The organism is Microbacterium sp., from assembly GCF_026393345.1.
GTDB lineage: Bacteria > Actinomycetota > Actinomycetes > Actinomycetales > Microbacteriaceae > Microbacterium.
Map to the genome: position 1 here is coordinate 43,356 of NZ_JAPLAI010000010.1, position 12,828 is coordinate 56,183.

11 protein-coding genes are annotated in these 12,828 nt (G+C 71.8%); 7 read left to right on the plus strand and 4 right to left on the minus strand.

The window, feature by feature from the left end; translation table 11 throughout:
* Nucleotides 1-52: 52 nt before the first annotated feature.
* From NT132_RS01215 to pflA, 5 genes are all read left to right on the plus strand, one after another.
* The gene (locus NT132_RS01215) at nt 53-649 is read left to right on the plus strand and encodes a hypothetical protein (RefSeq protein ID WP_297783588.1); all 597 of its coding nucleotides are present in this window, start codon (nt 53-55) and stop codon (nt 647-649) included.
* Nucleotides 650-765: 116 nt separating this feature from the next.
* Nucleotides 766-1,452 (plus strand): DUF1775 domain-containing protein, encoded by a 687-nt coding sequence (locus tag NT132_RS01220; protein WP_297783590.1) that lies wholly within the window; start codon nt 766-768, stop codon nt 1,450-1,452.
* Between the two features lie 84 nt (nt 1,453-1,536).
* Complete coding sequence (locus NT132_RS01225) at nt 1,537-3,192, plus strand: UDP-N-acetylmuramoyl-L-alanyl-D-glutamate--2,6-diaminopimelate ligase (protein WP_297783593.1); 1,656 nt, start codon at nt 1,537-1,539, stop codon at nt 3,190-3,192.
* Nucleotides 3,193-3,425: 233 nt separating this feature from the next.
* Entirely contained in the window at nt 3,426-5,705 is a 2,280-nt protein-coding gene (pflB, locus tag NT132_RS01230) for a formate C-acetyltransferase (RefSeq protein WP_297783596.1), read from the plus strand.
* 1 nt (nt 5,706) lies between these two features.
* Nucleotides 5,707-6,609 (plus strand): pyruvate formate-lyase-activating protein, encoded by a 903-nt coding sequence (gene pflA / locus NT132_RS01235; protein WP_297783600.1) that lies wholly within the window; start codon nt 5,707-5,709, stop codon nt 6,607-6,609.
* 4 nt (nt 6,610-6,613) lie between these two features.
* Here pflA and dxr read toward each other — a convergent pair whose 3' ends face one another.
* Nucleotides 6,614-7,699, minus strand: coding sequence for a 1-deoxy-D-xylulose-5-phosphate reductoisomerase (gene dxr, locus NT132_RS01240; protein ID WP_297783603.1), 1,086 nt, complete (start codon nt 7,697-7,699; stop codon nt 6,614-6,616).
* Between the two features lie 16 nt (nt 7,700-7,715).
* Entirely contained in the window at nt 7,716-8,645 is a 930-nt protein-coding gene (locus NT132_RS01245) for an FKBP-type peptidyl-prolyl cis-trans isomerase (RefSeq protein ID WP_297783606.1), read from the minus strand.
* Nucleotides 8,646-8,719: 74 nt separating this feature from the next.
* Between NT132_RS01245 and NT132_RS01250 the strand changes: the two genes are divergently transcribed.
* A complete protein-coding gene (locus NT132_RS01250; RefSeq protein ID WP_297783609.1) occupies nt 8,720-9,547 on the plus strand; it encodes a 1-acyl-sn-glycerol-3-phosphate acyltransferase in 828 nt (275 codons plus the stop codon).
* 9 nt (nt 9,548-9,556) lie between these two features.
* Here NT132_RS01250 and NT132_RS01255 read toward each other — a convergent pair whose 3' ends face one another.
* Nucleotides 9,557-10,030: an OsmC family protein gene (locus NT132_RS01255; protein WP_297783614.1), complete on the minus strand. Its 474-nt coding sequence runs from the start codon at nt 10,028-10,030 to the stop codon at nt 9,557-9,559.
* A gap of 39 nt (nt 10,031-10,069) precedes the next feature.
* On the opposite strand from NT132_RS01255, the gene NT132_RS01260 reads away from it, so the two are divergent.
* Nucleotides 10,070-11,059 (plus strand): asparaginase, encoded by a 990-nt coding sequence (locus NT132_RS01260; RefSeq protein WP_297783617.1) that lies wholly within the window; start codon nt 10,070-10,072, stop codon nt 11,057-11,059.
* A gap of 12 nt (nt 11,060-11,071) precedes the next feature.
* On the opposite strand, the gene NT132_RS01265 is transcribed toward NT132_RS01260, so the two are convergent.
* Entirely contained in the window at nt 11,072-12,769 is a 1,698-nt protein-coding gene (locus NT132_RS01265) for a long-chain-fatty-acid--CoA ligase (protein ID WP_297783620.1), read from the minus strand.
* Nucleotides 12,770-12,828 lie beyond the last annotated feature (59 nt).

Consider the following 12,828-nt stretch of genomic DNA (forward strand, 5'->3'; position numbering starts at 1 on the left):
CCACGCTAGCGGCGGTGGCTTTGAACCAGCCGAGCGCCGTTAGGGTTATCGCATGCGAACCCGCGACGCCCGCGCCACGACCGCGCGTCGTGATCGCGTCGCGCGGGCCGGCGCCGCCACTGGGATCGGGGCGCTCCTGGCCGCCGTGTCGCACACCTATGGCGGCGGTACTCCGCCCGCACCGGGGGTCGTGCTCGCCGCTACGCTCCTGGCGTGGCCGGTCGCCGTCCTCCTCGCCGGGCCGCGGATGCGACTCCTCGGCGTCGCCGCCGGAGCACTCGTGTCGCAGGCGGCGCTCCACACCCTCTTCGCGCTCTCCGAGTCAGGTACCGCGCCGGCCCTCGGGGGGCACGTCCACGGCACACTCACGCTCGGGCCTGCCGGATCACTGGCGCTCCCGAGTGCCGGGATGCTGACCGCCCACGCGGTCGCCGCACTCGCCGCCTTCGTTCTCCTCGGCTTCGGTGGACGGGCCCTGCGCGCGATCACCGCCGGGATTCGCACCGCGGCACGACGCGCCCGCACGCTCCCCCGTCCCGCCGGGACCGGGGTCCGTCTCGCGGCACCGCGGGCCCGCATCCGCGTACCCCGCGCGCCGTGGACGCGTTCGGTCCGCCGCCGCGGTCCCCCGTCTCTTCTCACCGTCTGACCGCGCGACCCTCCTGGTCTCGCGGTCCCTCGCCGTCGCCTCTGCGCGCGACGGTTCCGTGCGCGTGCGCGCACCCCGATGCGCATGCGCGCATCCGGACCAGAAGAGAGATCATCATGTCCGTCATCCGTCCCCGTCTCCTCGCCGGCGCCACCGCCGCCGGCATCGTTACCGCCGCCCTCGTCCTCGCCGCGCCGCTCGCGGCGAGCGCCCATGTCACGGTGACCCCCGACACCGATGCCACCGCGGGCGGGCACGGCGTGCTGACCGTCGCCTTCAGTCATGGCTGTGAGGACTCCCCCACCACGGCCATGTCGATCGACATCCCGGCGGGGATCGCCGCCGTCGCGCCCACGCTCACTCCGGGGTGGCAGATCGCCGTGACCCGGGAGGGCGGCGACGGCATGGTGCAGAACATCACCTACACCGCGGACGAACCGGTTCCCTCCGGTATCCGTGCGGCCCTCGACCTCGGCGTCACCTACGCCGCCGACGCCGCCGGGCAGACGCTCGTCTTCCCCGTGGTGCAGACCTGCGTGACCGGGCAGACGGCATGGACCGAGGTCGCGGCAAAGGGGGCGGATGCGGAGACACTCGATGCCCCGGCCCCGACCGTCACGGTGGGCGCGGCGGCCGGTGAGGAACACGGTCACACCGCGACCGCCCCGACGGATGCCGACGCGTCCGAGGACGGCGCGGACGTTTCGGCGACCGCGGGCGTGTGGCTCGGCGCGGGCGGTCTCGCCCTCGGCGCCGCGGGGCTCGTCGCCGCCGTCGTCGCACTCCGTCGCAGCCGGAGCTGACAGACCGCCCGGCCCCGCCGTGACGCCCCGCCGTCGCGGCGCGGGCCGGGCGGCCGTGCGCGCCGTCTGATTGAATGGAAGCCCATGTCGACGCCTGAACGCCCCGCCTCCCTGCCTCCGGTCCTCCGCCCGGAGAACCCGCCCCGACGGAGCCTGCGCGCCCTCGCCGACCTGTCGAGCGCGCGGGTCATCGGCGACGTCGATGACGTGTGGCTGACCGGCATCACCCTCGCCACGTCCGACCTGCGCCCGGGTGAGGCGTTCGTCGCGCTGCAGGGGGTCAACCGGCACGGCGTGGAGTTCGCTCCGCAGGCTGCCGCCGCGGGCGCTGTGGCCATCATCACCGACGACGCCGGCGCCGAGCGTGCCGCCGCATCCGGACTCCCCGTCCTCGTCACCCCCGACCCGCGGGCGCACCTCGGCGCGCTGTCCGCGTGGGTGTACGGCACCGGCCCCGACGACGACCTGCCGCTGCTGTTCGGCACCACCGGAACCAACGGCAAGACGAGCGTCTCGCACCTGCTGGAGGGGATGCTGGGGCAGCTCGGCGTCGTCACCGGCCTCTCCTCGACGGCGGAACGCCACATCGCCGGGCAGATCATCGTGTCGCGACTGACCACCCCCGAGGCGAGCGAGTTCCACGCTCTGCTCGCGCTCATGCGCGAACGCGGCGTCGAGGCCGTGGCGGTGGAGGTGAGCGCGCAGGCGCTCAGCCGTCACCGGGTCGACGGCATCGTGTTCGACGTGGCCGCGTTCACGAACCTCAGCCACGACCACCTCGACGACTACGCCGACATGCAGGAGTACCTCGAGGCGAAGCTGCCGCTGCTGCGTCCCGACCGGTCCCGTCGCGCCGTCATCTGCCTCGACTCGGTCGCGGGCGCCGAAGCCGTCGCCCGCTGCGAGGTGCCGTTCACGACCATCGCCACCCCGGCGATCGCGGCGGATGCGGCCATCGCCGCGGATGCCGCGTGGACCGTGGAGATCCTCGAGGAACGCCAGAACGGCACCCAGTTCGCCCTGTCCGGGCCCGCGGGGCGCCTCGTGACGACCGTGCCGGTGATCGGCCGGCACATGGCCGCCAACGCGGGGCTGGCGATCGTGATGCTGTTCGAGGCCGGCTTCGCCTGGGACCGCATCGTCGCGGCCCTCGACGGCGGCCGCATCGCGGCGTACCTGCCGGGGCGCACCGAACGGGTCTCGGGCGACCGCGGCCCCGCGGTCTACGTCGACTTCGGGCACTCCCCCGACGCCTTCGAGAAGACCCTCGCCGCCGTCCGCCGGGTCACCCCCGGCACCGTCCTCATGCTGTTCGGCGCCGACGGCGACCGCGACACCACCAAACGACACGACATGGGCCGCACCGCGGCCCTGGGCAGCGACATCCTCATCATCACCGATCACCACCCCCGTAAAGAGGATCCGGACAGCATCCGGGCGACCCTCATCGAGGGCGCACGCCGCGCACGACCGGATGCGGAGATCCACGAGTTCTCGCCGCCCGAGCGCGCCATCCGCGAGGCCGTCGCGCTCGTCGGCGACGGCGATGCGATCCTGTGGGCCGGCCCCGGCCACCAGGATTACCGCGACATCAGGGGGGTGCGCACTCCGTACTCGGCCCGCGAGCTGGCCCGCCGCGCCCTGCGCGACGCCGGCTGGCCGGTGCCGGAGCCGCACTGGGCCGTGCCGTACCCCGAGGACAGCACCCCCGACTCGGACCCCACCCGCCCCTCACGCTGAGCCCGGCGAAAGCGGTTCTCCCGCGCGTGCCGCGACCCGCATCCCGCCGTTTTGTGGACGGCCACAACGTCGCCCGCCTGCGGGGGCGAATCGTTGTGCACGGTGATGCGCGCACCGGCCGCGGGCGTGTGACCGGCGTACCGTGTGGATCAGCGGCCCGCCGGGCCGGACCCCATCGTTGAGATCCGTTGATCCGACGCGACCGAATCCTCACGGATAAGGAAGCGAAAACGATGAGCATCATCACCCCCGCCCCCGGCACCACCGACACCGCTGACGCTCTCCCGCGTGGCTGGGAGGGATTCGTCGCAGGTCCCTGGCAGGACCGCATCGAGGTGCGCGACTTCATCCAGCGCAACTACCACCCCTATGAGGGGGACGCGGAGTTCCTCGCGGGCCCGACCCCGCGCACCACCCGGATGTGGGAGCGGCTGTGCGCGATGTTCCCCGCCGAGCGAGAGCGCGGGGTGTACGACGTGGACCCCCACACGCCCGCCGGTATCACCGCCCACGCGCCGGGCTGGATCGCCCGGGACGAAGAGATCATCGTCGGATTGCAGACGGATGCTCCGCTCAAGCGCGCCATCATGCCGAACGGCGGGTGGCGCATGGTGGAAGGCGCCCTCGACACCTACGGCTACGAGATCGATCAGACACTCAAGACCGTGTTCACGCGGTACCGCAAGACGCATAACCAGGGCGTCTTCGACGTGTACCCGCCGTCGGTCCGCGCCGCCCGCAGCTCCCACATCATCACCGGCCTCCCCGACGCTTACGGCCGCGGCCGCATCATCGGCGACTACCGACGTGTCGCGCTCTACGGCGTCGACGCGCTCATCGCCGCGAAGAAGCTCGACAAACTGTCGCTGGACACCGCGCCGTTCGATGAGGAGACGGTGCGGATGCGAGAGGAGCACGCCGAGCAGTTGCGTGCCCTGGCCGAGCTCCGCCAGCTCGGCACCTCGTACGGTCTCGACATCTCGCAGCCCGCCACCACCGCCCGCGAAGCCGTGCAGTGGCTGTACTTCGGGTACCTCGCCGCGGTGAAGGAACAGAACGGCGCGGCGATGTCGCTCGGCCGTACCTCGACCTTCCTCGACGTGTACCTCGAGCGGGACCTCGCCGCGGGCCTGCTCACGGAGAGCGAGGCGCAGGAGATCATCGACGATTTCGTGATCAAGCTGCGCATCGTGCGGTTCCTGCGCACCCCCGAGTACGACGCACTGTTCTCCGGCGACCCCACCTGGGTGACGGAGTCGATCGGCGGGATGGGCGAGGACGGGCGCACGCTCGTCACCCGCACCTCCTTCCGGTATCTCCAGACGCTCGCGAACCTCGGGCCCGCCCCCGAGCCCAACATGACGGTGTTCTGGAGCGACCGGCTGCCGCGCGGCTTCAAGGAGTTCTGCGCACGCATCTCGATCGCCACCTCCGCGGTGCAGTACGAGTCGGACGAGCTCATCCGCGGCTCCTGGGGCGATGATGCGGCGATCGCCTGTTGCGTGTCGCCGATGCGCGTCGGCAAGCAGATGCAGTTCTTCGGCGCGCGCGTGAACCTCGCCAAAACACTGCTGTACGCCATCAACGGTGGCCGCGACGAGGTCACCGGCGCCCAGATCGCGCCCGCATCCGTCCCCGTCACCGGCGATGGCCCGCTCGACTACGACGACGTTCGTGCCCGGTTCGACCGGGCGATGGACTGGCTGGCCGCCACGTACGTCGAAGCGCTCAACTGCATCCACTGGTCGCACGACAAGTACGCGTACGAGCGCATCGAGATGGCGCTGCACGACAAGGAGGTGCTGCGGACGATGGCCTGCGGCATCGCGGGACTCTCCGTCGCCGCCGACTCGCTGTCCGCGATCAAGTACGCGCGGGTCGTGCCGATCCGCGACGAACGCGGCATCGTCGTCGACTACGAGACGACCGGCACCTTCCCCGCCTATGGGAACGACGACGACCGGGCCGACGCGATCGCGACCGAACTCGTAGAGCAGTTCATGACCAAGCTCCGGCGGCACCCGACCTACCGCGGCGCCGTCCCGACGCAGTCGGTGCTGACGATCACGTCGAACGTGGTCTACGGCAAGGCCACCGGCAACACCCCCGACGGCCGTCGCGCGGGCGAACCATTCGCTCCGGGTGCCAACCCCATGAACGGTCGGGACACGCACGGGATGCTGGCCTCGGCGCTGTCGGTCGCGAAGCTCCCCTACGACCAGGCGCAGGACGGCATCTCGCTGACGAACACCATCGTCCCGGCGGGACTCGGCCGCACCCCCGAAGAGCAGGCGACGAACCTCGTCGGCCTCCTCGACGCCTACATGGTCTCGCAGGGCTATCACATGAACGTGAACGTGCTGCGGCGGGAGACGCTCGAGGACGCCATGGCGCACCCGGAGAACTACCCGCAGCTGACGATCCGCGTCTCGGGCTATGCCGTGAACTTCGTCCGTCTCACCCGCGAGCAGCAGCTGGACGTGCTCGCCCGCACCTTCCACGAGCGGGTGTGACGTGGCTGTCGCGTCCCTCCCGGCGCCGACGGGCGCGGCCGCTCTCGAGGCACCGGTCGCTGCGACCGCGCGCCCCGGGGCCGGCCTGGACGGTCTGACCGTCGCGACGATCGAGCGGGGTGATCGACTCGCGGCCATGCGCGCCGGAACGCTCGGTTCCGTGCACTCGTGGGAGTTGGTCACCGCCGTCGACGGCCCGGGAACACGGCTGACGGTGTTCCTCAGCGGGTGCCCGCTGCAGTGCCTCTACTGCCACAACCCCGACACGCTGCGCATGCGCGACGGCACACCGGTGGAGGCCGACGCGGTCCTGGATCGGGTTCGCCGCTACATCCCCATCTTCCGGCAGACGGGGGGCGGCCTGACCCTGTCGGGAGGCGAGGTGCTGATGCAGCCCGCATTCGCCGCCCGCATCCTCGCCGAGGCGAAGCAGCTCGGGGTGCATACGGCCCTCGACACCTCGGGGTACCTCGGGCGGAATGCGACCGAGAGGATGCTCGACAACACCGATCTGGTGCTGCTGGACGTGAAATCCGGTGACCCCGAGACCTACCGCACCGTGACCGGTCGCCCGCTCGAGCCCACGCTCGCGTTCGGCGAGCGGCTGGCCCGCCACGGCCTGAACGGTCGCGGCCCCGAGGTGTGGGTGCGGTTCGTGCTCGTACCCGGTCTCACCGACGACCCGGCCAACGTCGACCTCGTGGCAGAGCACGTGGCGCGCTGGAACGCGATCCGCCCGGGAACCGTCACCCGCGTCGAAGTGCTCCCCTTCCATCAGATGGGGCGCGAGAAGTGGCACGCCCTGCAGCGCCCCTACGCGCTCGAGGACACCCCGGCGCCGGAACCCGCTCTCGTCAACCGGGTCGTCGCGCAGTTCCGCGCGCACGGGCTCACGAGCTACTGAGGGGTCAGGACGACGACGCGATGATCGCATCCGCGGCACGGCGCGCCCACGCCTCGGCGTCGGCGAGCGACTCCCGGGTGAGCTCGTCCGGCGCGTCGTGCTCGTCCACGACCCGGGCGATCGTGTCGACGATCCCGGTGAACGCCAGCCTGCCCTCGTGGAACGCGTCCACGGCCTGCTCGTTCGCCGCGTTGAACACGGCGGGATAGGTCCGGCCTGCGACACCGACCTGCTTGGCGAGCCGGACGGCGGGGAAGGCGTGCTCGTCGAGCGGCTCGAACGTCCAGGATGCCGCGACGGTCCAGTCGAGCGGCCCCCCGACCCCGGCGATCCGGTGCGGCCAGTCCAGGCCCAGCGAAATCGGCAGTCGCATGTCGGGCGGCGAGGCCTGCGCGATCGTCGAGCCGTCGACGAACTCCACCATGGAGTGCACGATCGACTGCGGGTGCACCACCACGTCGATCCGGTCGTAGGGGATGCCGAACAGCAGGTGGGCCTCGATCACCTCGAGGCCCTTGTTGACCAGCGTGGCGGAGTTGGTGGTGACGACCCGCCCCATGTCCCAGGTCGGGTGCGCGAGCGCCTGCGAGGGCGTGACGTCGGCGAGCTCGGCGCGGGTGCGGCCACGGAAGGGCCCCCCGGATGCGGTGACCACCAGTCGCCGCACCTCGGCGTCGGTGCCGGCGCGCAGGGCCTGCGCGATGGCGGAGTGCTCCGAATCCACCGGGACGATCTGTCCCGGAGCGGCGATCGCCGTGACGAGGCCGCCGCCCACGATGAGGGATTCCTTGTTGGCGAGCGCGAGGGTCCGCCCGCTCTCCAGCGCGGCGAGGGTCGGTCCGAGCCCCACCGATCCGGTGATGCCGTTGAGGACGACGTCGGCGTCCACGTCGCGCACCAGCTGCTCCGCCTCGACGGCACCGAGCGCGGTGTGCGTGACCCCGAACTCGGCCGCCTGCGCCGCCAACCCGGAGCGGTCGCTGCCGGCGGCGAGGCCGACAACGGTGAACCGCTCCGGATTGGCGCGGATGACATCCAGCGCCTGCGTGCCGATGGAACCGGTGGATCCGAGGATCAGGACGCGACGCATGGGAGGACTCCGGTGCTTACTGCCAGGTAGTGGGGTGGGTGTCGAGCACGTCGATCACGAAGACGAGGGTCTCGCCGCCGAGACCCGAGCTGGCCGACGGGTCCGTGCCGTAGCCGAACTCCGGCGGGATGACCACGAGGATCTGCGAGCCGACCGTGGCCCCTTCCAGGGCCTGCTGGAAGCCGGGGACGACGCCGGTGGTCTGGAATGCGGAGGGTGACCCGCGGTCCCAGCTGGAGTCGAAGACCGTGCCGTCGGACCACTTCACGCCGCTGTACTGGACCGCGACCCAGTCACCGGAGGCGACCGTGGCACCATCGCCCTGCTTCAGCGTGGCGATCTGCACCTCGGTGGGGGCGTCCGTTCCGGGCAGGGAGATGGTCGGGGCGCCGTCATCGTCGAGCGTCACCTGGGGGAAGCCGTCGACCGCGGGCTGTTCCTCGCCCCACGCCGCGCCGGGAACGGTGCCGAGCAGGTCGATGACGTACACCGCCGGGGTGGTGGTCGAGTCGGTCGCGGGAAGCGTCACGGCAACGCGGGTGCCGATCGGGGCGCACCCGAAGGCGCCACCGAGGACCGTGTTCGCCATGATCGGGGAGACGTTGAACTCCTGCCCCCCGGCGGCCGAACCACTCTGCGCGTCGTATGCGCTGACGGCGTACTCGACGAAGTCGCCCTCGGCGACCTTCTCGCCCTCCCCCTTCGTGATCACGGTCGACTCGAGGGCGTCGAACTCGAGCGGCGCAGTGAAGGTGACGGTGGGCATCTGTCCGAGCTCGCCGCTGACCTCGACGGCGTCGGAAGCGGTACCAGAGTCGGCGACGGCGTCGCACAGGCTCGTGGCGGTCGTGGCGGTGTCGTCGGGCGTGGCCCCACCGGAACAGCCGGCGAGCAGCAAGGCGGCCGCAGCGGCGATGGACAGGGCGGCGATCGGGCGAACGCGCACGGATGACCTCATTCGATCGGGGCAGGGAAGAACACCATCATCCCGCATTCGCTTCTGTCCCCGCTGGGAGCCTCATGCGCGGGCGGGCATGTGAACCGGAGTATCTTCGTGGGGTGACTTCCGCGGAGAGCCCCGATGCCATCGAGCCCACCGCCCGCGCTGCCGAGGCGAAGCCCGTCACGGATGTCGGGTTCGCCTACATCCTGGGCCGCGTCGTCATCGCCCCGCTCGCCCGCGCGATCTATCTGCCGCACATCGAGGGCAAGAAGAACGTCCCGCGCACCGGCCCGGTGATCTTCGCCAGCAACCACCTATCGTTCATCGACTCGTTCGCCATCCCGCTCGCCGCGCCCCGCGCGGTGCAGTTCCTGGCCAAGTCGAGCTATTTCGAGGGCACGGGGGTGTCCGGGTGGATGGCGCGGGAGTTCTTCAGCGCCCTGGGCGCGAACCCGGTCGAGCGCGGCGCCGGTCAGGCGGCGCTCGACGCGCTGGACCAGCAGCGACGGATGCTGGAGGCCGGCAAGGCGATCGCCCTCTACCCGGAGGGCACCCGGTCGCTCGACGGCAGGCTCTACAAGGGCCGCACCGGCGTCGCCTTCCTGGCCCTGCAGACCGGCGCCCCGGTCGTGCCCGTCGGCCTCCTCGGGACGAACGAGGCGATGCCGGTGGGAGCGAAGTTCCCCCGGGTGCGCCCGCGCGTGACCATCAAGTTCGGCGAGCCGCTGGATCTCACCCCCCACGGCCCCGCGACATCGGGCAAGGCACGCCGACTCGCGACCGACGACATCATGGCCGCCATCCACGCGCTGTCGGGGCAGGAACTCGCCGGCGTCTACAACGAGGTGCCCGCACAGGGTCCGATCGAGCGCATCAAGCAGGTCCTCCCGCACGAGCGCCGCTGAGCGAGCGGATCAGGCTGCGGCGGTGACCGTCGCCTCGTGGCGCACCGGGAAGTTCACCGAGTTCGCAATGAAGCACCACGCGTTCGCCTGCGCGTGCGCGGCTTCCGCTGCCGCCACCATCCCGGCCTCGGCGACGACGACCTGCGGATGCAGCACCGCCTCCACGAACGCGCCCCCGCCGCTGCCGTCCTCGCGCAGGAGGCCCGTGGCGGTGTCCCGGTAGGACACGACGACGACGCCCGCAGTGACGCAGGCGTGCAGGTACGACAGCAGGTGACACTCGGACAGCGCGGCCAGCAGCATGTCCTCCGGGTTCCACCGGGACGGGTCACCGCGAAAGGGCTTGTCCGCGGACGCCAGCAGGTCGGGCTTTCCCGGGATCTCGACCGTGACCGCCCGGTCGTAGTCGCGGTATCCGGGGGTGCCGGCGCCGCGATTACCGGTCCACGTAGTCGTCAGCTCGTAGCGATGCTCGCCCCTCATGCCGCCAGTCTGACACGGTGCCGCCGGTAGGCTGGGCGGATGCCGCAGACGTTCGCCGTGACCGCCGCCGCCGAGCTCGCGGTCGTGGAGCGCAATGGATTCGTGGAGTCCCGGCACGCCGGGTCGGCCCTCGTCCTGGCCCCGGACGGCGCCGTCGTCCGCACGCTCGGCGATCCGAGCGCGCTCATCCTCCCCCGCTCCACCCTGAAGCCGCTGCAGGCGCTCGCCTGCCTGACCGCCGGCGCCGAACTCGCGGGTGAGCAGCTGGGCCTGGCCACCGCAAGCCACACCGGCACCGACCGGCACGTCGAGGTCGTCCGCAGCATCCTCACCGCAGCCGAGGTCACCGAGGACGACCTCGGCTGCCCCGCCGCCTGGCCGATCGACCGCGGGACGCGCGATGAGCTGGTGCGCGACCGCGCCGAGCCGGCCCGCATCCGGATGGAGTGCTCGGGTAAGCACGCGGCGATGCTGCTGGCCTGCCGGGTGAACGGCTGGGACACCGCGACCTACCTCGACCCAGCCCACCCGCTGCAGCAGCACATCGTGCAGGTCGTGGAACGGCTCACCGGTGAGAAGCCGGCCGCCACGGCGGTCGACGGATGCGGCGCCCCGGTGCATGCGGTCACCCTCGCCGGTCTCGCGCGGGCCCTCCACCGGATGGGAACGGCCTCGGAGCGGTCGCCGTTCGCGCTGCACCGGCTGGGCGCGACCCTTCTCGCCGCGGTGCGCGGGGAGCCGTGGACCGTCGCCGGCCCGGGCCGCCCCGACACGATCGTCACCGAGCGCACCGGCGCCTTCGCGAAGACCGGCGCCGAGGGCGTGATGGTCATGGTCGCCCCGGACGGAACGACCGCGGCCCTGAAGGTGCTCGACGGCAGCACGCGCGCGGTGTCCGTCATCGCCCTGCGCCTGCTGGAGCAGGCGGGTGCCCTCCCCCCGGCCGACGTGGAGCGCACCCTCGGCGACCTGCACCTGACGGTGCTCGGCGGCGGCGCCCCCGTGGGCAGCATCCGCGCCACGATCTGAGCCGCTCGGGCGTCAGCCGCGGAGGATCCGCTCACGCACCTCGCGACGCTGCACCTTGCCGATGAGCGAACGAGGCAGGTCGTCGACGATGACCACGCGACGCGGCACCTTGTAGGCCGCGAGCCGTGACCGGCAGTAGTCGCGCAGCGCGTCCGCATCCACGCCCGCGCCCTCGCGCAGGACGACCGCGGCCGCGACCGTCTCGCTGCCGTCCGGCCGGGGCAATGCCACGACGGCGGCGGCGGCGACATCCGGATGCGTTTCCAGCACGCCCTCCACCTCGCTCGGCGAGACGTTGTACCCGCCGGTGATGATGAGCTCCTTCAGCCGGTCCACGATCGTCACGAAGCCGTCCGGCGACACCGTCGCGATGTCGCCGGAGCGGAGCCAGCCGCCCTCGAGGAGCGCGGCCGAGGTCTCTGCGGAACGGTTCCAGTAGCCCCGGAACACCTGCGGGCCACGGATGAGGAGCTCGCCCTCTTCGCCGGGAGCCCGGTCGACCGTCGGATTCTCCGGGTCGACGATGCGGATCTCCGTGCTGGGGAAGGGGACGCCGACGGTGCCGGGCCGGCGGGTGGGGCCCATGGGGTTGCCAAGCGCCACCGGAGACGTCTCGGTCATGCCGTAACCCTCGACGAGGAGCCCACCGGTCGCCTCCTCCCAGCGCGTGACGGTCGCCACCGGCAGGCTCATCGCCCCGGAGATGGCGAACCGGACGGTCGAGAGGTCGATGGTGCCGCGGGAGGCGGCGCGGGCAAGGGCCTCGTAGATCGGCGGCACCGCGGGCAGGAAGGTGGGCGGGCTGGTACGGGCGGCGGCGGTCACGAGGTCGAGCTCGAAGGTGGGGAACAGCACGAGCCGCGCGCCGATACTCATCGCGAACGTGAGGCAGAGCGTCATGCCGTAGGCGTGGAAGAGCGGTAGCACACCGTAGAACGTCTCCTTCCCGTCGGCGAGACCGGGCACCCAGGCACGGCCCTGCATCGCGTTCGCCCGAAGGTTCGCGTGGGTGAGGATGGCGCCCTTCGGGTCGCCGGTGGTGCCGCTCGTGTACTGCAGCAGCGCGATGTCATCGAGCGAGGGACGCGGGGACCGGCGGGAGATGCGGCGATGATCGAGGAGGCTCTTCCACGTGTGCAGGCCGCGCGCCGTCGGGGTGGCGGTGAGCTTTGCCCGCGACTCGCGCGCCTTGGCCACCGGCAGCCGCAGCGCCACTCGGGTGCCGAACGGCATCGCTTCGGTCATGTCGACGCTGACGATGGCCGCAGGCAGCAGGTCCGAGGGGAAGTCGGCGACGGTGTCGGCGATCTTGTCCCAGACCACGGCGAAGCGGGCACCGTGGTCCTCGAACTGGTGGCGCAGCTCCCGGGCGGTGTAGAGCGGGTTGTGCTCGACGACGATCGCACCGAGACGGAGGATGGCGTAGAACGCGACCACGTGCTGCGGGCAGTTGGGCAGCACGAGCGCGACCCGGTCGCCGTGGCGGACGCCGAGCCGTCGCAGCCCCTCGGCCGCGCGGGCGATCTGCTCCCCCAGCTCACGGTAGGTCGTCGTCGCGCCGAAGAACTCGAGCGCGGTGAGCCTGCCGTACCGCGCGACGCTCGCCTCCAGCATGTCGGTGAGGGTCTGCGACGGTTCCTCGATCTCATGAGCGACGCCCGGCGCGTAGGACGAGAGCCACGGACGGGACGCATACGGGTGATCCGACATGCTTCCATCCTGCCCGTTCCGCCTGCGCACGGGATGAGCGCGGGATCTCTGGTATCGCC